General features: G+C 72.0%; 9 protein-coding genes. All 9 read right to left on the bottom strand.

Annotated elements, in window-relative coordinates:
• Nucleotides 1-14 precede the first annotated feature (14 nt).
• Complete coding sequence (locus ACFV88_RS33385; protein ID WP_385495886.1) at nt 15-2,420, bottom strand: nitric oxide synthase oxygenase; 2,406 nt, start codon at nt 2,418-2,420, stop codon at nt 15-17.
• 365 nt (nt 2,421-2,785) lie between these two features.
• Nucleotides 2,786-3,874, bottom strand: a complete 1,089-nt coding sequence (locus tag ACFV88_RS33380) for a cytochrome P450 (protein ID WP_385495885.1) — start codon at nt 3,872-3,874, stop codon at nt 2,786-2,788.
• Nucleotides 3,875-4,130: 256 nt separating this feature from the next.
• Nucleotides 4,131-4,964, bottom strand: a complete 834-nt coding sequence (locus tag ACFV88_RS33375; protein ID WP_385495884.1) for an ABC transporter permease — start codon at nt 4,962-4,964, stop codon at nt 4,131-4,133.
• Nucleotides 4,961-5,971 carry an ATP-binding cassette domain-containing protein gene (locus ACFV88_RS33370; RefSeq protein ID WP_385495883.1) on the bottom strand — a complete coding sequence of 337 codons (1,011 nt, stop codon included), beginning with the start codon at nt 5,969-5,971 and terminating at the stop codon, nt 4,961-4,963. The genes ACFV88_RS33375 and ACFV88_RS33370 overlap by 4 nt, the downstream gene beginning before the upstream one ends.
• Entirely contained in the window at nt 5,961-6,446 is a 486-nt protein-coding gene (locus ACFV88_RS33365; RefSeq protein ID WP_385495882.1) for a DNA-binding protein, read from the bottom strand. Before ACFV88_RS33365 ends, ACFV88_RS33370 begins: the two co-directional genes overlap by 11 nt.
• Before the next feature lie 171 nt (nt 6,447-6,617).
• Entirely contained in the window at nt 6,618-7,733 is a 1,116-nt protein-coding gene (locus tag ACFV88_RS33360; protein WP_385495881.1) for a histidinol-phosphate transaminase, read from the bottom strand.
• Complete coding sequence (locus ACFV88_RS33355; protein WP_385495880.1) at nt 7,730-7,966, bottom strand: MbtH family protein; 237 nt, start codon at nt 7,964-7,966, stop codon at nt 7,730-7,732. Before ACFV88_RS33355 ends, ACFV88_RS33360 begins: the two co-directional genes overlap by 4 nt.
• A gap of 51 nt (nt 7,967-8,017) precedes the next feature.
• Nucleotides 8,018-8,776, bottom strand: a complete 759-nt coding sequence (locus ACFV88_RS33350) for a thioesterase II family protein (RefSeq protein ID WP_385495879.1) — start codon at nt 8,774-8,776, stop codon at nt 8,018-8,020.
• Nucleotides 8,766-23,054 carry an SDR family NAD(P)-dependent oxidoreductase gene (locus ACFV88_RS33345; protein WP_385495878.1) on the bottom strand — a complete coding sequence of 4,763 codons (14,289 nt, stop codon included), beginning with the start codon at nt 23,052-23,054 and terminating at the stop codon, nt 8,766-8,768. Before ACFV88_RS33345 ends, ACFV88_RS33350 begins: the two co-directional genes overlap by 11 nt.
• Nucleotides 23,055-23,092 lie beyond the last annotated feature (38 nt).

Raw genomic sequence — 23,092 nt, 5'->3', positions numbered from 1 at the left:
GCCACTCCTTCGGGTCAGCCGAGTGCGAGCGGTAGCCGGGTCAGGCCGCGCAGCGTGCCGTTGGGCCGCACCACCGGTTCGCCCGCCGCGTGGAGACCGGGGTGCCGCAGCAGGGCGTCGAGCGTCACCCGTGCCTCGATCCGGGCGAGGTTGAGGCCGAGGCAGGAGTGCGCGCCCCGGCCGAAGCCCAGGTGGTTGTTGGGCTTGCGGTCCAGCCTCAGCGTCTCGGGGTCGGGGAACCGTTCGGGGTCGCGGTTGGCCGCGCCGATCAGCGCGGTCACCACCTGGCCGCTCCTGATGGTGACCCCGCCCAGTTCGGTGTCCTCGGTGCAGGCGCGGGCCAGGGCCTGCACCGGGCCCACGTACCGGATCAGTTCCTCGACGGCGGTGTCGAGGTCGACGTCGCCGCGTACCAGGGACTCCCACGCGCCGGGGGTGGCCAGCAGGGCAGCCACGGCGTTGCCGAGGAAGCGGCTGGGGACCTCGAAACCCGCGTGGAAGAAGGCGCGTACGGAGTTGACCAGTACGTCGTCGGCCTCGACGCCGGAACCGGGCAGGCGGCGCACCACCTCGGGCAGGACACCGTGCGGGCCGGGGTCGGCGAGCCAGGTGCGGACCAGGTCGTTGAAGTGGGCGCGGGCGCGCAGTCCGGGTTCCTCCGCGTCGGGGTCGAGCTGCGCGTCCATGCTGTGGTCGAGGTCGTCGTTGAAGCGGGCGAACGCCTCGTCGGTCTCGGGCGGTTCGACGCCGATGAACCGGGTGATGGCCCGCAGGGTGAACACGTCGGCGTAGTCGTGGATGAAGTCGAAGGACGGCCTGCCCGCCAGCTCGTCGAACAACTGGTCTGCGAAGGTGCCGAGTTCCTTGCGCAGCGCGTCGAGGTCCTGCGCGCGGACCGCGTCGAGTCCGAGGTGGCGCAGCGGGGTCTGGTCGGGCGGGTCTAGGGTCTGGAGGCTGAGCAGGGTCGGCGGGGTCGGGATGCCGATCTTCCGGAAGTCGGTGCTGAACCGGACGGAGTCGCGCAGGATCGCCGTGCAGTCGGCGTGCCGGGTCATCAGCCAGGAGTCGATGCCCGCGTGCCAGTAGACCGGCTGGGCTTCGCGCAGCCGCCGGTAGACCGGGTAGGGGTCGGCGAGCACCGCGGGGTCGAGGGGGCTGAACAGGGGGTCGGTGGCCTCAGGGGCGGGCGATACGGTCACGGCTGTCTCCGGTGTTGGCGCCGACCCCGCTGACGGGCGGCTGTGGGTCCGGTCCGTGGGCCTCGCGGCGGTCGTCGGAGCGCGTCCGGTGACCGGGCAGCGGCCGGGGGCCGGTGCGTGCAGGAACGAGGGCGACGACTGGTGGTCGTCGTAGTAGCGGTGGAAGACGGGGGTCACTCCGCCCGAGAGCGGGGGCACGATCCAGGACCAGTCGGCGGGCACGGTGCGGCCGGCCTTCTCCTCGCGACGCAGGTGGCGCAGGAACCGTTCCGACTCGGTGTGGTGGTCGGTGATGGTGATGCCGTCCCGCTCGAACGACCAGAGCACCGCCACGTTCAGCTCGACCAGCGCCCGGTCCTTCCACAGGGTCCTGTCGCTGGTGCGGTCCAGGCCCAGCCGGTCGGCGATCTCGGGCAGCAGGTCGTAGCGCTGGGTGTCGACGAGGTTGCGGGCGCCGATCTCCGTGCCCATGTACCAGCCGTTGAAGGGGGCGGCGCCGTACCGTACGCCGCCGATCTCCAGCACCATGTCGGAGATGACGGGCAGCGCGTGCCAGCGCAGGCCGAGGTCGGCGAACCAGTCGTGGTCGGGGTGGTGCAGCGGTACCTCCCGCACCGCGTCGGGCGGGAGGTCGAAGAGTCGGGCCGCTCTGCCCGGTTCTTCGACGAGCAGCGGCAGGACGTCGAAGCGGGTGCCCGGGCCGCCGGGCCAACCGAGGGCGCGGACGCGGTCGGTGAGGTCGGCGGACGCGGGGTCGCCGGTGACGCGGCCGTCGGGGCCGCGGTAGCCGGCGTAGCGGATGAGCTGCGGGTTGTGGATGCGTGGTCCCGTGCCGTCGGGTCCGTCGGCGGCGAAGACGCTGATCGTGGGGCGGATCCGGCCGCCGTTGAAGGCCGTTCGCAGGTGTTCGACGCACGCGCGGTGGATGTCCTCGGCCGTCCGCAGGTGTCGCAGGTCGCGTACGACGAGGCCGGGCCAGTACAGGCGGCCGATGCAGCGCCTGCTGTTGCGCCAGGCGACCTTGGCGCCGAAGGCCAGTTCGCCGGTGGTGTGCGCATAGGTGCCGCGCCGGTGTATCTCGCGGCGTATCTCGGCCATGCGGTCGGCCGGCGGGCGGTCGACGGCGTTCTCCGAGCTGTACAGCCGGATGAATTCATCGGCGCGTGCGATCAAGCCCGGTATGTCGAGGTCCGCTGTGTCGATGTGTGCGGGCCCTGCCATGCGCAACCCCCGTCAACGGTGCCGTAGCCCGGCAGGTGTGACCATGCCGGGCTACGGCCATACGCTCTCAGCTCTGCTTTCAGTGCAGGTAACGCATATCGGTTCACCTCCCCGCATGGTCCGCTTCTCCACGGCACCTCCCCGCACTCTCAGGAATCTCGGGAGTGCTGCATTCAATTGTTTATCAGGAGGCGGGTAATTCGGGCAGTCGTCAATCTATGGTTCGGCCCGGCTGTCGTCAACAAAGCACTCGAACACTTGGGCAGTGCGTCATCGACCAATGCTTCGTCGAGTGATTTCGTGAGCCGATTTCCGCGGAGGCTCGGAGGGGGAACACTCGGGGCGAAGGGCTCGGGGCGAAGGGCTCAGAGGGTGACCGGGAGCGCGGTGAGGTGCCAGCTGCCGGGGTTGGGCAGCCGCGGCACCTCCTCGGGCGGGACGGCGAGCGCGAGGTCGGGGAAGCGGCTCAGCAGGGCGTCGAGCGCCGTCTCCGCCTCGACGGCGGCCAGGGAGGCGCCGATGCAGTAGTGCGCTCCGTGGCCGAAGCCGAACTGGACCGCGGCGCCGGCGGGCCGGGTGATGTCGAGCGTGTCGGGGTCGTCGAAGACGCGGGGGTCGCGGTTGGCGGAGGCGATCACCGCCACCACGGAGTCCCCGGCGCGCACCTGCGCGCCGCACAGCTCGAAGTCCTCCAGGGCGTAGCGGATGGCGGTCAGCAGCAGCGGGGGCCGCCACCGCATCAGCTCCTCCACGGCCCGGGGCAGCAGGGACCGGTCGGCGCGCAGGGCGGCGAGCTGTTCGGGATGGGAGAGCAGGGCCACCACGGAGTTGGCGATGAAGTTCGCGAGATTGTCCTGACCTGCGAAAACGGTGTGCCACACCATGGTGATCAGCTCGGTGTCGCTGATCCGGTCCGCATCCTCGTCCTGAGCCCGCAGAAGGTCGGAGACCAGGTCGTCGCCGGGCTCCTCGCGTCGCAGTGCGACGACCCGTTTGGCGCCCTCGATGGCATCGCGCAGGGCCTCGTCGTAGCTCTGGCCCCCGGAGCTGATCCGGGCGACGTAGGCGCGCCACAGGGGTCGGTCCTGCGCGGGGATGCCCATGACCTCGCCGACCACGAAGGTGGGCAGCGGCTGGGCGAAGTGTTTGAGGAGGTCGACGGTGCCGTCTTCGGCGAGGCCGGGCAGGGTGTCGAGGAGCCGGTCGGCGCTCTGTCGGATCATGTCGCGGCGGGCGGCTGCGCGACGGGCGGTGAAGGCCCGTACGGCGAGCTTGCGCAGCCGGCCGTGGTCGACGCCGTCCATGTGCGACATGGTCAGCATGTAGGGCCGTACGTCGTCCGGGATCCGCTGGTTCCAGCTGTCGGCGGTCATGGCGAGGCGCGGGTCGCTCAGCACGGCCTTGGCGTCGCTGTGGCGGGTGACCGCCCATATCGATCCGAATCCCGGCGCCATGAGGCGCACTATGGGGGCCTGTTCCCTCGCCCTCCCATAGGCGGAAATCGGATCGCTGAGTACCTCGGGGTCGATCATCGCGATCTCGGGGACGTCGACCCGGGAATTATCACTGTTGAGCACGGCGCTCCCCCAATAAAATTTGGACGATTTCCGGTGCGGTGGAGACGATGTTATCCACGGTCTCCACCGGCGGCAAACGTTCAAAAATTACGAGGGGAACGCCGTTTGGCGGGCTGAATTACCGCCGGCTCGGCTACTCGCTCTTGTTGTAGCGCAGCAGGCTGAGCGGCACGAACACGATCAGCAGCACCGCGCAGGAGATGAGGGCGGGAGCCAGGTCGGCCGTGCCGTCCCCGTTCATGAGGGAGCGGCTGGCGGTGACCACGTACCCGATGGGGTTGATGTCGACGAACGCCTTCAGCCAGCCGGGCATGGTGGCCGGCTCGGCGAAGATGTTGCTGGCGAAGGTCAGGAGCGACAGCAGCAGCATGCCGAGCGCGGAGACGGCCTGCGGGGTGCGCAGCACCAGGCCGAGGAACGTCCAGATCCAGGAGACGCAGAAGCCGAAGAGGACGGCGAGGAGCACGCCGCCGGTGACGCCGAGCAGTCCGCCGTCGGGCCGGAAGCCCAGTGCGAGCCCGACGGCGACCACGACCACCGACGAGATCAGATAGCGCACCACGTCGCCGATCAGGGCGCCGGTCAGCGGGGACGGCCGCCAGATCGGCATCGACTTGAAGCGGTCGAAGATGCCCTGCTGGAGGTCGGTGGTGAGGGCGACGCCGGTCTGCGTGGAGATGAACAGCACGCCCTGCACGAGGATGCCGGGCAGCAGGAACTGGAGGTACTCGCGGCTGCTGCCGGAGATCGCACCGCCGAAGAGGTAGGTGAAGATCAGCGTGAACATCACCGGGGTGATGGTCGCGTTGAACAGCTGTCCCGGCGAGCGCTTGATCTTCACCAGCGCCCGCCAGCCCATGGTGAGGGACGTGGACAGCGCCCCGGGGCGCTGCTGGGGGCGGGTGTCCTCGCCGAGGACCCGATGCAGCCTCTCCTCCGCCTCGATCGGGCGCGCGGCGGTCGTCATCGGTTCTCCTCGTTCGTGGCGGGCTTGCGGCCTGACTTGCGGCCCGGCTTGCGGGCAGCGGGCACCTCGGAGGTGGGGGGCCGCCCGGTCAACGCGAGGAACACCTCGTCCAGGCTCGGGCGGTCCAGGGCGAAGTCGTCGACCTCGATGGTGCGGGTGAGTTCGCCCAGGGCGCGCGCCACGCTGCGGGGGTCGGTGCCCCGCGCGGTGAGTTGGGCCGGGCCGGTGGTCTCGGCGGGCACGCCCAGGGCGCCGACGAGGATGCGGCTCGCCTCCGGCAGATCGCCGGGGTGCTTCAGCTCGACGCGCAGCGAGCCGCTTCCCACCGAGGACTTCAGCTCGCCGGGGGTGCCCTCGGCGACCAGCTTGCCGTGGTCGATGACGGCGACGCGCTGCGCGAGTTGGTCGGCCTCTTCCAGGTACTGGGTGGTGAGCAGGACGGTCGTGCCGCGCTCGACGGTCGCCCGGATGATGGCCCAGACCTCGTTGCGGCTGCGGGGGTCGAGTCCCGTGGTCGGCTCGTCGAGGAACATCAGCTGGGGTCGGACGATGAGCCCGGCGGCCACGTCCAGCCGGCGGCGCATTCCGCCGGAGTAGCCGCGGGCCGGGCGGTCGGCGGCCTCGGCCAGGTCGAACGCCTCCAGCAGGTCGCGTGCGCGCTCCCGGGCGGCCGTGGAGCGGTATCCGTGCAGCCGGGCGAGCAGCAGCAGGTTCTCCATGCCGGTGAGGTCGTTGTCGACGCTGGCGAACTGGCCGGTGAGGCTGACCCGTTCCCGTACGCGGTGTGCTTCGCGGACGACGTCGTGACCGAAGACCCGAGCGCTGCCCGCGTCGGGGGCGAGCAGTGTCGCCAGGATGCGCAGGGTCGTGGTCTTGCCCGCGCCGTTGGGTCCGAGGACTCCGTAGACGGCGCCGGCCGGGACGGACAGGTCGAGGCCGTCGACGGCCTTGGTGGTCCCGAAGGACTTCACCATGCCGACGGTCTCGACCGCGAGTTCAGTGCTCACATTCACCCTTGGGGTCGCTCGCGGCTGGGGTATGGGGCCGCAACGGTGGGGTCTGGCCCGTGCTCTGGGTACCGCGTCCGGCCCGCTTCTGCGCCGCCTGGGGGGACCGGAGGCCGAGGCCGTGGGCCACGTCCTGCCAGGTCAGGCCCATGTCCCGGGCGACGAACAGGAGGCTCGCCTCCAGTACGTCCAAGTCGGCGCGGGCGCGCGGGAGCAGCGTCAGGGCCGCCATGATGTCGGTCCTGTCCATCTCGGGCGCATCGGCGGCCCGCCCGCCGCCGGCCGCCCAGGAGGCGATGCGGTGGACGGCCTCCTGAGCGGTGAGACGAGCCGGCGGATCGGTCGGCTCCGGCCGCTCGACGTCGGCCAGGCGCTCGGCCACGTGCCGCAGCGCCACGTGCTCCCGACGGGCACGGGCATGGTCGGGATCTTCGGCGCGGTTCAGGGCGTCGAGCCCCTCCGCATGATCGGTCATGGGAGGAGACTGGCGACTTCAACCAATGGTTGTCAACCAGAAGTTGAAAACCAGCGGATGAAGTCACCGGAACGGAGGAACGCAGGACACGCGTCGCCCGGGGGTCGGACCGCTTCGCCCCCGGATCCACGACGCGTCTTTTCAACCGAGCGGCGTCGGCCGGGCGGCTCCCTACGTGTCAGTGGGGACGAAGCGTGCCGCCGCGGCCAGGAAGGTGTCGTTCTCGGTGGCCGTGCCGACCGTCACCCGCACCCCTTCGCCGGGGAAGGCCTTGACCAGGATCCGGTGCTCACGACAGTGCGCGGCGAAGCCCTCTGCATCCGAACCGACCGGTAGCCAGAGGAAGTTGGCTCCGCTGACCGGCACGCCCCAGCCTGCGTCGAGCAGAGCGGCCCGGACCCGCTCCCGCTCTTCGACGAGGTACCGGCAGCGCTCCCGCACTTCCCGCTCGCAGTCCAGCGCGGCGACCGCGGCCCGTTGGGCGAGGTCGCCGACCGCGTACGGCACCGCGACCCGGCCCAGCAGTTCGGCCACCGGCGGGGCGGACAGGCAGTAGCCGATCCGTAGCCCGGCCAACCCGTACGCCTTGGAGAAGGTGCGCAGCGCAACCACGTTGGTACGCCCCTGCCGCAAGCGCTCGCGCACCAGGCTGAACCCGTCGAGCGGGTCCGCCTCTTGCTCGGTGAACTCCGCGTACGCCTCGTCGAGGACCACCAGGACGTCCGGCGGCACTGCGGCGAGGAAGCGCTCCACGGCCGACCGGGACGCGGACGCCCCGGTCGGGTTGTTGGGCGAGCACACGAAGACCAGCCGGGTGCGGTCGGAGATCGCCGCGGCCATCGCCGGCAGGTCGAGGGCGTGCTCCGCGGTCAGCGGGACGCGGCGCACCACCGCGCCCGCCGTGGCGGCGAGGGACGGATAGACCTCGAACGAGCGCCAGGGGACGATCACTTCGTCGCCCGCCGCACAGGCGATCTGGATCAGCTGCACGCACAGACCCACCGACCCCGGCCCCAGGCGGAGGGTGGCGGGCGGCACGCCGTGGCGCTCGGCGAGCCGGGCGACGAGGTCGGCGGATGCGGCGTCGGGGTAGCGGTTCAACCCCTGGACCGCGCCGGACAGGGCGGCCTGCACGGCGGCGGGCGGCGCGAACGGTGATTCGTTGCAGTCCAGACCGATCATTGCGGCTCCGGCGGCGCTTCCCCGGAAGAGCGGCAGGCCGTCCAGGTCCGTCCGGACCCGCGGCCCGGCCGTGGGCGGACGGTCCGGGCCGGACGGGGCGATCATTCGGTGCGGTCCTCGGGACCGGCCACCGTGCTCATCGCGTCCACCAGGCTCTTGGGACGCATGTCCGTCCAGTGCTGGTCCACGTAGTCCAGGCACGCGGTCCTCGGGGCCTCACCGAACACCACGTGCCAGCCGTCGGGAACGTCGACGATCACCGGCCACAGCGAATGCTGGAGTTCGTCGTTGATCAGTACGACGTACTCGGCGTTTTCATCCTCGAACGGATTCGACATCGCCTCTCCGATTCTCTTCGTGCTTTCTTTTCGATGGCGTCGAAAAGGCTCTCACGGGTGTGGAGGCATCACAAGGCTGAACTGCACGAGGTCCAGCAGTTCCGCGGCGTTCTCATCGAGAAAGAAGTGACCGCCGGGAAAGACCCTCAATTCGAAGGCGGCGTCGGTGTGCGACCGCCAGTGGGCGGCGTGCTCCGGCCCCGCCTTCGGGTCCTCGCGCCCCACGAGCACGGTGAGCGGCACCTTGACGCGCGCGCCCGGAGAGGGCCGGTAGGCGGCCAGCGCGCGGTAGTCGTCCCGCAGGGCCGGCAGGGCCTGCCGCAGCGCCTCCCCGTCGGAGATCAGCCGGTCGCCGGTGCCGCCCAGGACGCGCAGTTCGGCGATGATCCGCTCATCGGTCCAGCGCGCCCGCTGATCCTCCTCGCGCGGGCGGGACGGTGCGCGACTGCCGGAGGCGAAGAGGTGCCCGACCGCTCCCGGGCGCTCCCGCTGCCACAGCCGTACGGTCTCGAAGGCGACCAGCGCACCCATGCTGTGGCCGAGGACGGCCGTCGGTAGGTCCCGCTCGGCCAGCAGTGCGTCGGCCGCGCCGCGTGCCAGTGCGCGGATGTCGGTGACGGCCGGTTCCGTACGGCGCCACTGTCGTCCCGGGTACTGGACGCCGACCACCTCCAGGCCGGGCGGCGCGGCGCGCACCAGCGGGAAGAAGGAGCCGGCGGAACCGCCCGCGTGCGGAAAGCACACCAGGCGGAACCGTGCGTCCCGGCCCGGATGGAAGGACATCGTCCAGCCGCTCGCATCAGTGCTCATGGTCCGCCCCCCGCAGGTCGCCGATTATCTTTCCGTCATCGATTCCCATGGCCTTTTCGTTTTCCGTTCCCTGACGGTTCCCCATTCCGTTCGTATTTCCCTTTCCGTTCGGGGGGAGGTCGCCGTCGGTCCAGTCCGGGAGTTCCTCCCGCAGATGGCCCGCCAATGCCTTCGGGGACGGGAAATCGTAGATGAGGGTGGACAGCAGCGGCACGCCGGTCGCAGCGACGATGCGGTTGCGCAGTTCGATCGCTTCGAGCGAGTCGAAGCCGAGCTGGGGGAAGAGCGCCTCCGGCGCGACGTCCTCCGGTGAGTCGTGTCCGAGCACCGAGGCGGCTTCCGCCCGCACCAGTTCGAGCAGCGACCCGTGGCGGACGGCCTCGCGCGGCCCGGCACCGTTCGTCGCCGCCGTGGTGATCCCGTCCACCGACGCGCCGGTGTCCGACCCGACGGCGGGCGCGGGCGTGGTGAGGCGGACCGCGACCGCGACCGGTGCCGCGAGGGCGAGGGCCTCGTCGAAGAGGGCCAGTCCCCGCTCCGCGGACAGTGCGCGGATGCCCTGACGGGCGAGCCGGTCGTGGTCCTCGACGCGCAGCCGCCCGGTGATGCCGCTCGCCGGCTCCCACAACCCCCAGGCGATGGACAGCGCGGGCAGTGACCGGGCCCGGCGGTGCTCGGCCAGGGCGTCCAGGAAGGCGTTGGCCGCAGCGTAGTTGCCCTGGCCTGCCGAGCCGGTCACGCCGGCCACCGAGGAGAACAGGACGAAGGACGAGAGGCCGAGGTCCGCGGTCAGCTCGTGCAGGTTCAGGGCGGCGACCGCCTTGGCCCGGAGCACCTCGGCCAGGGCGCCCGCGGTCAGCGAGCCGATCGGCGCGTCCCGCGTCAGGCCCGCTGCATGCACCACCGATCCGATGCGGATGCCGCGCCCGGACAGCTCGCCCAGGAGCGCCGCCAGGGCTTCCCGGTCGCCCGCGTCGCACGCGGCGACGGTGACCCGGGCCCCCGATCCGCGCAGCTCTTCGACCAGTTCGGCGCTGCCCGGGGTCGCCTCGCCGCGTCGCCCGATCAGTACGAGGTCCCGCACCGCGTACCGCGTCACGAGATGGCGGGCGACGAGCGCGCCCAGTGTGCCGAGACCGCCGCTGATCAGCACCGCGCGGTCGGTGTCGAAGTCGCGGACGGTGAGGACCACCTTGCCCACGTGCCGTGCCTCGGCGAGGTACCGGTAGGCGGCCGGGGCGTCGCGCACATGGCGCACCGTGAGCGGCGGAGGCGTCAACGTGCCGTCCTCGAAGAGCGGCAGGAGGTCGGCCAGCATCCGCTGGATGCCGTCGGGCCCGGCCTGCCGGATGTCGAAGACGGTGTACGCGGCGCCGTCGTACGCAGTGGCCACCTCGGCGGGGTCGCGCCGGTCCGTCTTGCCCATCTCCAGGAACCGGCCGCCCGGCGCGAGGAGCCGCAGGGAGGCGTCGGTGAGCGGTCCGGCGAGCGAGTTGAGCACCACGTCCATGCCCGCCCCGTCCGACGCGGTACGGAAGGACGCCTCGAAGGCGTCGTCGCGGGAAGAAGCGATGTGGTCGGCGCCGATGCCCGCGTCCCGCAGCACGGGCCACTTCGCCGGGCTGGCGGTGGCGAAGGTATCCGCCCCCGTGTGCAGGGCGAGTTGGCGGGCCGCGAAGCCTACCGCACCGGTCGCCGTGTGGATGAGCACGCGTTCTCCGGCGCGGAGCCGGCCGAGCTCGACGAGGCCGTGGTACGCGGTGAGGAACGCCACCGGCACGGCGGCCGCCTCGGCGAACGACCAGTGCGCCGGGACGGGCGCGAGCAGCCGCTCGTCGGTGACCGAGACCGGTCCGATCCCGTCGAAGAGGCCCATCACCCGGTCCCCGGGACGCAGTCGGCCGGCTCCCGGGCCGACCTCGACGACCACGCCGGCGCCCTCCACGCTCTGCCGCTCCTCGCCCTCGGGCACACCGGCGCCCGGCTCGACGACGCCCAGCGTCAGCAGCACATCGCGGAAGTTGACCCCGGCCGCGTGCAGCGCCACCCGGACCTTGCCTGCACCGAGGGGTGCGTCGGCGTCCGGCCACTCCACGAGGGCCAGGTCGTCAGGGGTGCCGCGGCCGACGAAGTCCAGCCGCCAGCTTCCTTCGCCGGACGGCGCATCGAGCAACCTGCCGGTCGTGGGGGCGAGCTCCGGGGTGAGCCACTCACCCTTCCTGAGGGCGACCTGGGGGAGGCCGGACCTCAGGGCCCGGGCGAGCGACTGCGTCGACTCCCCGCTCGCGTCGATGTCCACCAGCTGGATCCGTCCCGGCTCCTCCTGCTGCGCGCACCGGGCGAGTCCCCATACGGCGGCGGCCACGGCGTCCGTCACCGGGTCGTCGGCGGCAGTGCCGACCGCACCGCTGGTCACCAGGGCGATCCCGCACCGGGCCAGCGCCGGTTCGGCCAGTACCTCCTGCACGACGGCCAGCACGCCGGCGGTCACCTCGCGGACCTCGTTCATCGTGCCCGCCGGGCAGGGGATCACCAGCGTGCCGGGTACTCCCCCGGGTGCCCGTCGGACCAGTTCGGCGACGTCGACACGGTGCTCGGCGTCCAGGGCGGACAAGGCGTGCTGAGGCTCACGGGTGGTGACGCCGCCGGGAACGATCACCGCGAGCCGGTCGGACCGCTCGGAGTCGTCGGGCTGCTCCCCGGTCTCGTCACCGCCCTCGTCCCCGGAGCGTCGGTCGACCGTCGTCCAGCGCAGGCGTCGCAGCCGGCTGTCGTCCGCTGCCGACGGCGAGCGCAGGGCCAGGCCACCGACCGACAGGACCGGGTTGCCGTCCGTGTCGGACAGCTCCAACGCGACCTCGTCCCGGCCCACGGCCGTCAGCCGAACCCTCACCCGAGGAGTGCTCGGGCGTGCGTGGTGGGTCATGTCGCGCCAGGTGAAGGGGACACGAACACCCGAGGCACGGACACCGGACTCGGGGGACCCGCCCGCGAGCCCGAAGAGTTCGATCGGGTGCAGGGCGGCGTCCAGCAGGGCGGGGTGCAGGCCGAACAGCGTGGTCTGCGAGGCGATGGGCGCCGGCGCCGCGAGTTCGGCGCAGATGCCGTCGGCCGTGCGCCACAGGGCGCGCAGTCCCCGGAAGGCCGGCCCGTACGCAAGCCCGCGGGCGACGAGGCGGGCGTAGTCGCCCTCCTGGTGCAGCGGCAGGGGCTCGGCGTGGGGCGGCGGCCAGGTCGCCGACGGGACCGGGGCGGCGGAGCCGTCCGGGGCGGCGGCCAGTACGCCGGTGGCCTTGGGCTGCCATGCGGGATCGGGGTCGTCGGACGTGCGCGCGTGGACGGTGAAGGGGCGACGTCCGGAGCCGTCCGCGGCGCGGGCCACCACGCGGAGTTCGACCGCCGCCCGGTCGGGCATGACGAGAGGGCTGACGAGGACCAGTTCCGCCACCCGGGGGCACCCCGCCTCACGGGCCACCCGGCAGGCCAGCTCGGCAAGCACGGCGCCCGGCACCAGGGCCTGACCGGCCACCACATGTTCGGCCAGCCACGGGAGTTCGGCCGGGTCCAGCCGCCCGGACCAGACCAGTTCGCGGCTGTCCGGCAGGTCCAGCGGGCGGTCCAGCACGGGGTGGTCCGTGGCGCGCGAGGCGGCTGCTCCCGCCGACGGAGTCGGGTTGAGCCAGTACCGCCGGCGTTCGAAGGGGTAGGTCGGCAGCGTGGTCAGTTCACCGCCCCAGGCGGTGGCCACGGCCGGCCAGTCCACGTCGAGGCCGGCGGTGAATCCGGCCGCGAGTCCGTCCGCCACCGTCCGTGCCTCGTCGCGGGCGCCGCGCAGGAGCGGCACCACGACGGCACGGCCGTACTCCTCGTCCCGCTCGGGGTCCTCGGGGAGGTCGGTGAGGACCGCCGACGCCATGGACGACAGCGTGCCGTCGGGGCCGACGTCCACGAAGTGACGCCCGCCTTCCGCACGGGCGGTGGCGATGCCGTCGGCGAAGCGGACCGGGCGCCGTACGTGGTCCGCCCAGTAGTCGGGCGACATCAGCTCCGCCGCCTTCGCCATCCGGCCGGTCACGTTCGAGACGAGCGGCAAGACCGGCCGCCGGTACGTCAGCCCCGCCGCGATCTCCCGGAACTCGGTGAGGATCGGCGTCATGAGGGGTGAGTGGAAGGCGTGGCTGACCGTGAGCGCCGTGGTCCGGTGCCCGGCGGCCCTCAACCGGGTGACCACGGACGACACCGCTTCGCTCGCACCGGAAACGACGACCGACCGGGGGCCGTTGACGGCCGCGATCCCCACCACGTCGTCCAGGGAGGCGAGCAGCGGTTCGACGTCCGCGAGGCCCGCCCGTACCGCGACCATCGCACCGCCCGACGGCAGCGACTGCATCAACCGGCCGCGGGCCGCGACGAGTTCGGCGGCATCCGCGAGGGAGAGGACGCCCGCGACGTGCGCGGCGACCAGCTCGCCGACGGAGTGTCCCAGCACGATGTCCGGCCGCACGCCCCAGGACCGCAACAGCTCGGACAGTGCGTACTCGGTGGCGAAGAGCGCGGGCTGGGTGAAGGCGGTGCGGTGCAGTTCCGCCGCCCCGGCGCTCGCGTGCTCCGCGAAGGTGACGGGGGCCAGCGGCCGTTCCAGGTGCGGGTCGAAGGCGGCGCACGCCTCGTCGAACGCCTCCGCGTACGCCGGGAACCGCTCGTACAGCTGCCGGCCCATGCCGGGCCGCTGGGTGCCCTGCCCGGCGAACATGAAGACCCGGCGTCCGTCGGCGGGGCCCGCCACACCCCGTGACACAGCGGCTGCCGGGCGGTCCTCGGCCAGTGCGGCGAGGGCGTCGAGGAGAGCGGTCCCGTCCTCGTCGACGATCGCCGCGCGGTGGTCGAAGCCGGACTGGACACGGGCGGTGGTGTAGGTGACCGCCGCGACATCGGGGGCGGTCGGGGCGTCGTCCGGCAGGTGCGGCGACCCGGACGGCCCGCTCAGCAGGTCATGGAGGCGGCGGGCCTGGGTGCGCAGGGCCGTCGGCGTCTTCGCGGACAGCACCAGCGGCAGGGCGCCACCTCGGCGGCCGGTTGCGGAGCGGTCGCCTGCGTCCGTGCCCGCCGGGTCGTTCCGCAGGTCCGTGCCCGCGAGGTGGCTCCGCAGGCCCGTGCCCGCGGGAGGCGACACATCGGCAGGGGGTTCTTCGAGGATGACATGAGCATTGGTCCCCGAAATCCCGAACGAAGACACCCCCGCCCTTCGCGGCCTCCCCTCCACCCCCTCCCACGCAACCTCCCGCGTCAACAACCGAACCCCACCCCACTCCACCCCACCCACCGGCTCCACCACATGCAACGTCCGCGGCAACACCCCATGCCGCAACGCCTCCACCATCTTGATCACACCACCCACACCCGAAGCCGCCTGCGCATGCCCCACATTCGACTTCAACGACCCCAACCACAACGGCCGACCCACCGAACGCCCCTCACCAAACACCCCCACCAACGCCCCCACCTCCACCGGATCCCCCAACACCGTCCCCGTCCCATGCCCCTCCACCACATCCACCTCCGACGCCAACACCCCCGCATCCACCAACGCCCGACGAATCACCCGCTGCTGCGCCACCCCAGAAGGCGCCGTCAACCCATTCGACGCACCATCCGAACCCACCCCACTCCCCGCCACCACCGCCAACACCCGATGCCCCAACCTCCGCGCCACCGACAACCGCTCCACCAACAACATCCCCACACCCTCAGACCACCCCGTCCCCGAAGCATCCGAAGAAAACGACCGACACCGACCATCACCCGACAAACCACCCTGCCGAGAAAACTCCACAAAAGCACCCGGCGTCCCCATCACCGTCACCCCACCCACCAACGCCACATCACACTCACCCGACCGCAAAGAACCCAACGCCAAATGCAAAGCAACCAACGACGACGAACACGCCGTATCCACCGTCAACGCCGGACCCTCCACACCCAACACATACGCCAAACGCCCCGACAACATCCCCCCAGCAGAACCCGTCAACAAATACCCACCCGACCCCCCACCCCCCTCCCACAAACGCGGCCCATACTCATAACCCATCCCACCAACAAAAACCCCCACCCCACCACGCCCACGCAACGAACCCCGCCACACCCCAACCCGCTCCAACACCTCCCACGACACCTCCAACAACAACCGCTGCGCAGGATCCATCCCCGCCGCCTCCCGAGGCGACACACCAAAAAACCCCGCATCAAACAAACCCACACCCTCAACAAACCCCCCCACCCGCACCCCACACACCTCACCCGACAACACCCCCACACCCCAACCCCGATCCACCGGAAAACCAGACACCACATCACCACCCGACACCACCACATCCCACAAACCCTCCGGCGACACCACCCCACCAGGAAAACGACAAGCCATCCCCACAATCACCACAGGATCATCGGATGCATCCGAATTCCCCTTTGTCGTGCGCGCCGGTGAAACAGCCGGAACCGCTGCGGCCGACGGGGTATCGGGCGGCGGATCCGCGAACAAACGGCCCAGGAACGCGCTCAGGGCGAGCGGTGTCGGATGGTCGAACACCACGGTCGGCGGCAGCCTCAGTCCCGTCACTTCACAGAGCCGGTTGCGCAGTTCCACCGCCAGCAGCGAATCGAAGCCGGCGTCGCGGAACGCGAGGCCGCCGTCGAAGCCGCTCCCGCCCAGCACCTCGCCCGCGACCGACATGACCAGGCGACGGCTCTCCGCCGTCCGTTCGCCCTGCGGCAGTTCGGCCAGCCGTCGTGCCCACGGGGTCCCCGTCCGATCCGCGGCGGGGGCGGCGGTCGGGGCGGCGGCGGGAGCCGTGACCGGAGCGAACGCCGGGACGAACCCCGGGTCGAGTGCCGCCGCCACCACGGTCGGCAGGTCCAGGGCACGGACGGCGTCGTACATGCGCAGACCGCGGGCCGCGTCGAGCGGCCGCAGCCCGGTGCGACGTCCGAGGCGTTCGACGTCGTGCGCCGTCATCCGTCCGGCCATCCCGTCCGGCAGGTCCCACAGGCCCCAGGCCAGGGAGCGGGCCGGGAGGCCGACGTCGGCGCGGTGCTGGGCGAGCGCGTCGAGGAAGGTGTTGGCCAGGGTGTAGTTCCCCTGTCCGGCGGCGCCGAGCGTGCCGGTGGCGGAGGAGAAGAGGTCGAAGAAGGCCAGCGGGGCGGCGCGGGTCAGCTCGTGCAGGTTCCACGCGGCCTCGACCTTCGGACCGAGCACCGTGTCGAGCTGCTCGAACGTCAGCGCACGGATGGTCGCGTCCTGGACGACGCCCGCGGCATGGACCACACCGGTCAGCGGGTGATCGGCGGGGACGGCTTCGAGCACCGCGGCGAGTGCCTCCCGGTCCGCGCAGTCACAGGCGGCGATCCGCACCTGGACGCCCCTGCCCCGTAGTTCCCGCGCCAGGTCGTCCGCTCCCGCGGCACGCGTGCCGCTGCGGCTGGTCAACAGCAGGTGCCGGACGCCGTGCCGGGCCACCAGGTGCCGGACGATGTGCGCGCCGAGCGCACCCGTGCCGCCGGTCACCAGGACGGTGCCGTGCGCACCCACCGGCGAGGCGGCGGCCTCGACGGGGCCCGGCGTCCCGTCCGGCCGGGGCACGGACGTCGGCACGGGTACGGGTACGGGTACGGATGACAGTCGCGGTACGAGCAACGTGCCGTTGCGTAGGGCGAGTTCGGGTGCTCCGCCGGTCGTCACGGCGGTCAGCACGTCACGCGTCAGACGGGTCTCGTCGAGGTCCCCGTCCAGGTCGAGGAGGACGAAGCGATCCGGGTGCTCCGATCGCGCGGTGCGGACCAGCCCCCACAGCGGTGCGTGGGCGAGGTCCACCGGTACCTCGTCAGGTCCCGTGCCCGTGCGCACCGCCCCCCGGGTCACGAACACCAGTCGGGTGTCGGCGAACCGGTCGTCGTCCAGCCAGCTCTGGAGCAGCGTCAGCGTTCCGCGGGCCGCGCGGCGCACGCCGTCCGGCACACGGGCTTCCCCGCCTTCGACGGCCGACGGCAGGCAGGGCACCAGCACGGCAGCAGGCGCCGGGGCACCGGCGTCGAGACGCGCACCCGCCTGCGCCACGTCGAGGACGGCGGTCAGGCCCGGAAGCGGGGCGGACCCGAGCACCCAGCACGCGTCGGCGTCGGGGGCCGGTTCCGGCACGGTGGCGTCGGCCAGCGGGCCCCACGTCACATGAAGGAGTCCGTCGTCCGCGGGACCGCCCGGAGCGGCCCGCAGCACCAGCGAGTCCACGGCGGCCATCGGCGTTCCGTGACGGTCCGTGATCCGCAGCGCCACCGCGTCCGGGCCGACGGGGGACACCCGTACGCGCAGCTCCGTCGCGTCACCGCCGTACATCCGCACGCCGCTCCACGCGAAGGGCAGCCGTACGCGGCCGTCGGACGCGGCCTGCCACACGGTCGCGTGCAGCGCCGCGTCCAGCAGTGCCGGGTGCAGGCCGTACCCGGACGTGTCGGTTCCGAACGGTAGCCGTACGTCGAGGCACAGGTCTTCGCCGAGCCGCCATGCTGCCTCAAGGCCACGGAAGGTGGGGCCGTACGCGTATCCGGCCCCGGCCAACTCCGCGTACATGGTGCTCAGGTCCACGGGTTCTGCGCCCGGCGGCGGCCAGGCCGCCTGGTCGAAGTCGGTCGGTGTCCGGGGAGCGCGCGGTGCGAGGATCCCGGTGGCGTGACGGGTCCAGTCGGCGGCCCGCGCCATCTCCCGGGCACGGCCGGGACGCGCGTACACGGTGAAGGGCCGCTCCCCCGTTTCGCCGACCGCGCCGACGACGAACTGGACCTCGACCGTGCGACCGTCCTCGGGGAGGCGGACCGGTGCCTCCTGGGTCAGCTCGGTGACGGTCGCGGCACCGTCCAGTGCGGCGATGTGCGCGGCCAGGTCGACCAGGGCCGTTCCCGGCAACACGGTGTGCCCGTCGATCCGGTGATCGGCCAGCCAGGGGTGCGTGAGGGTGGACAGGGTTCCGGTGAGTGCCTGCGCGTCGCGGTCCGCGAGGGTGACGGCGGTGTCGAGCAGCGCATGCTGCCCGCTGTGCGGCGGGCGCGGCGCGTCGGCGTTCAGCCAGTACCGCCGCCTCTCGAACGGGTAGGTCGGCAGAACGGTCAGGGGCCGTCTGGGGATGACGGCCTGCCAGTCCACCGGCAGGCCGCGCACATAGGCGGTGCTCAGCGCCAGCAGGAGCCCGGTGGCGCCGGGGCGGAGCGCGTCCAGTGGCCGCGGGAGGTCGACCGCCTCGGCACGGCCGGGTGCACCCGGATGGTCGGGCGCATCCGGGTGAGCGGGCGCATCCGGGTGAGCGGCTGCGTTCGGGTGGGCGGCGCCCCGGCCGTGCGGTGTCGCGGCGACGAACCCGGAGGCGGCCGGCATCGCCACGAGGGTGCGGCGGCCGTCGTCGCCCAGGTGGCGCAGCGCCGCGTCGAGGTCGGCGGGTTCCCGTACGACGTGCAGCCAGTGCTCGGCGGTCAGCTCCCGTACGGCGTCGAGCGGCATGCCGGTTCGTGACGAGCAGAGGTCGGCCTTCGTGCGGCGGGGGGTCACTCCGGCCGTGGCCGCCCGCAGTTCCTCGTCGGAGCCTCCGCGCACGTGGGCCGCGCACAGGCGTGCCGCGTCGTCCAGCGTCAGCGCCCCGGCGACATGGGCCGCGACGATCTCTCCCACGCCTTGCCCGAGTGTCGCGTCCGCTCGCACACCGCACCGCTGCCACAGCCGCGCGAGACCGGCTCCCACCACGAACGCCACCGCCTCCGGCGGGTCGGCAGGGGTCAACTCGTGGACGTTGCGTCCGAGATGGATCGCCAAGGCAGCCGCGGACTCGCGTACGTAGTCGGCGAACGCGGGGGATGCAGCGAGCAACTCCCGGGCTGCGGTGGTGAAATCCGGTCCACCACCGTCGGTACCGGCACCGAAGACGAAGACGGCCCGGGCGCGCCCGCTCACGATCCCGGTCGAGAGCAGCGTGTCCGGCATCCCGGTGGCCAGGGCGTCCAGCGCCCCTCGGTAGTCGCCGTCCGCGTCGGGCAGCACGGCGGCGCGGTGGTCGAACCCGGACTGGATGCAGGCCGCGGTGTACGCGACGGCGGACGGGTCGACAGGGCCGTCGTGCGCGGGCCCGGGCTCCGCACCGCCGGAGAGGAAGTCATGGAGGCGGCGGGCCTGGGTGCGCAGGGCCGTCGGCGTCTTCGCGGACAGCACCAGTGGCAGTTCCACGGGCGGCCCGGTGAACTCATCGCCAGCGCTGCTCCGGTCGCCGGCTACGGCGGAGCGGACGCCCGGGAGGCCGGAGGCGGTCTGCGGGTCCCGAAGGATCGGTGCCGGGCCCTCGGCGGTCCCGTCCGCTCCCCCGGTCGCCGTCTCGGAGTCGCTGAACTCAGGGGGTTCTTCGAGGATGACATGAGCGTTGGTCCCCGAGATCCCGAACGAAGACACCCCCGCCCTTCGCGGCCTCCCCTCCACCCCCTCCCACGCAACCTCCCGCGTCAACAACCGAACCCCACCCCACTCCACCCCACCCACCGGCTCCACCACATGCAACGTCCGCGGCAACACCCCATGCCGCAACGCCTCCACCATCTTGATCACACCACCCACACCCGAAGCCGCCTGCGCATGCCCCACATTCGACTTCAACGACCCCAACCACAACGGCCGACCCACCGAACGCCCCTCACCAAACACCCCCACCAACGCCCCCACCTCCACCGGATCCCCCAACACCGTCCCCGTCCCATGCCCCTCCACCACATCCACCTCCGACGCCAACACCCCCGCATCCACCAACGCCCGACGAATCACCCGCTGCTGCGCCACCCCAGAAGGCGCCGTCAACCCATTCGACGCACCATCCGAACCCACCCCACTCCCCGCCACCACCGCCAACACCCGATGCCCCAACCTCCGCGCCACCGACAACCGCTCCACCAACAACATCCCCACACCCTCAGACCCCCCCGTCCCCGAAGCATACGAAGAAAACGACCGACTCCGTCCATCCCCCGACAAACCACCCTGCCGAGAAAACTCCACAAAAGCACCCGGCGTCCCCATCACCGTCACCCCACCCACCAACGCCACATCACACTCACCCGACCGCAAAGAACCCAACGCCAAATGCAAAGCAACCAACGACGACGAACACGCCGTATCCACCGTCAACGCCGGACCCTCCACACCCAACACATACGCCAAACGCCCCGACAACATCCCCCCAGCAGAACCCGTCAACAAATACCCACCCGACCCCCCACCCCCCTCCCACAAACGCGGCCCATACTCATAACCCATCCCACCAACAAAAACCCCCACCCCACCACGCCCACGCAACGAACCCGGCGCCACCCCAGCCCGCTCCAACACCTCCCACGACACCTCCAACAACAACCGCTGCGCAGGATCCATCCCCGCCGCCTCCCGAGGCGACACACCAAAAAACCCCGCATCAAACAAACCCACACCCTCAACAAACCCCCCCACCCCCACCCCACACACCTCACCCGACAACACCCCCACACCCCAACCCCGATCCACCGGAAAACCAGACACCACATCACCACCCGACACCACCACATCCCACAAACCCTCCGGCGACACCACCCCACCAGGAAAACGACAAGCCATCCCCACAATCACCACAGGATCATCGGAGTCGGATGCCCGTGACGTCCTTTCGCCGGCCCGCACGGAAAGGGTGCCGGTGGAACCCTCCTGCGAGGGACCCTCCTGAAGAGTGGCCAGGAAATCACCGAGGGCCAGGGGGGTCGGGTGGTCGAACACCGCTGTCGACGGAATGTCCAGGCCGGTCACCTCGGACAGCCGGTCCCGCAGTTCGGCCAGCATCAACGAATCGAAGCCCACGTCCCTGAGGGCCGCTCCGCCGTCGAAATCACCGCCGCCCAGCACGTCGCGGACCACCGAGAAGACGGTCTCCTCGGCAGAGGCCCCCGAGCGGGGCTCGGGTCCGGACCCCCGCGCGTCGGCCGCTTCGGTGCCGGTCTCGGGCCACCAGTACGACTCCCGCTGGAAGGCGTACGTGGGCAGCTCGACGACCGTGGGCCGGGTGCCGGCGAAAGCGGGGCTCCAGTCGACCGGCACGCCCCGCACGTACAACTGCGCGAGGGCCGCCAGGAAGTCCGGCTCGGACGGCGCACCGTCCGGGGTGCTCCAGGATCCCGTTTCCGGCGTCCACAGGCCGAGCCGTCCCGTGGCGTCCAGCCACAGGGTGTCGGCGGCGGCAGGGCCGGCGAACTCGGCGTACCGGGAGGTCACTTCGCCGGTGGCGACGAGGCGAGCACCCTCCTGCGGTGTCAGCAGGCCCCGGACGACCGCTGCGGCAACCGTGCCGGGTCCCGCCGGGGCACTCACCGCGTCCGGCCGGACCCCGTACGCCTGCCAGACCGCTGCGAGCGCGAGCGTGACGGCGAACACGCACGCCGCGGAGGTCTCCGACCCGGGAGCCTCGGCCTCAGCTGCGCGCAGTGCATCGGCGGCGGACGGCAGACCGTGGGGCGCGAACACCTCGTCGTAGGTGGCGAGGGCCGCCTGGAACTCGGCCGAGCGGGGCAGCAGCGCCCGCCCGGCGTCAAGGCATGCGTCGGCCGTACCCGGGAACACGAGGGTCAGCGGCTCCCTCGGCTCCATGACTCCGCCGGTGGTGACCGCGCCCGTCGCCGTGCCGAGAGCCAGGGCGTCGAGAGCCGCCACGAAGTCCTCATGGGCCGCCGCTACGACAACTGCCCGGTGGGCGAAGGCGGTTCGTGTGGTGGCCAGTGAGGAGCCGATGTCCTCGGTCCGGGAGTCGGGGTCCGCCCTCACCTGGTCCCGCAGCTTGAGGGCCTGGTCCCGCAGGGCCTGGGCAGTGCGTCCCGAGAGCACCCACGGCAGGGACGCCGGACGGCCCGGGACGGCGTCGTCGGCCGGTCGGTCGGGCGTGGTCGATGCACCGACCACGTCAGGTGCGGCCGACACGACCACATGGCAGTTGGTGCCTCCCATGCTGAAGGAGGAGACCCCGGCCAACCGCTCGGTACCCTCGCGCCCGGGCCACCGCTCGGCCCGCGTCTGTACGCGCAGGCCGAGCGCATCGAGGTCGATCTCGGGGTTGGCCGACTCGAAGTTGAGGCTCGCGGGGACGACCCCGTGGGCCAGGGCCAGGGTGACCTTGAGCAGGCCGGCAATGCCCGCCGCCGCCTCCAGATGGCCGATGTTGGTCTTGACCGAGCCCACCCGGAGCGGATCGCGGCCACTCCGGCGGCCGCCGAACACCGAGCCGAGGGAGTCCGCCTCGATCGGGTCGCCCACCTTCGTGCCGGTGCCGTGCAGTTCGACGTACTGCACGTCCGCGGGGGCGACCCGGGCCTGGCGGTGGGCCGCGAGCAGGGCGGTGGCCTGCGCCTGCGCGCTGGGCACGGTCAGTCCCGCGCCGCTGCCGGCGTGGTTGACGGCGCTGCCCCTGATCACCGCGTGGACGCGGTCACCGTCGGCCAGGGCCCGGGCCAGCGGCTTCAGCACGACGAGACCGGCGCCCTCGCCCCGGACGAACCCGTTGGCGCGCGCGTCGAAGGCGCGGCTGCTGCCGTCCGGGGACAGCCCGCCGAACGCCTCTGCCAGTTCCGCGCCGTCCTCGGCGATGTTCAACTGCACGCCGCCGGCCAGGGCCAGGGACGACTCGTTGCCCCGCAGACTGGCGCAGGCCAGGTGCACGGCCACCAGGGACGAAGCCTGGCCCGCGTCGACGGTGAGGCTCGGACCGTGCAGATCGAGGGCGTACGAGACGCGGTTGGCGATGACGCTGCGGTGGGTCCCCGCCATGGCGTGGTGCGAGAGCGGCGCCGCTCCTTCGCGTCGGACGACACCGGCGTAGTCGTTGGCCGAGACGCCGAGGAAGATGCCGGTGTCGCCGCCGCGCAGTGCGGCGGGGAGCAGTCCGGTCGACTCCAGGGCCTCCCAGCTCAGTTCCAGCGCCAGCCGCTGCTGCGGGTCCATGGCGTTCGCCTCACGCGGCGATATGCCGAAGAAGGCGGCGTCGAACCGGTCCCGGTCGGGCAGCGTCCCCTCGTACCTGCCGGTCTCGGGCGAGCGGCGGATGGCCGAGCGGCCGTCGTGCAGCAGGTGCCAGTAGTCGCCCGGCGCGGGGGCATCGGGGAAGCGGCACGCCATGCCGATGATCGCGATCGGCTCGTCCTGCGCCGTCTCCTGCTCCGCCGTGCCGTCCGCCACGTGTGCAGCCACTGTCGGTTCCCTGCCCCTTCTGATCCCACTGGTTCTGC

The sequence above is a fragment of the Streptomyces sp. NPDC059816 genome (assembly GCF_042732055.1).
Classification (GTDB): Bacteria; Actinomycetota; Actinomycetes; order Streptomycetales; family Streptomycetaceae; genus Streptomyces.
This window is presented reverse-complemented; position numbering and strand designations above follow the sequence as displayed.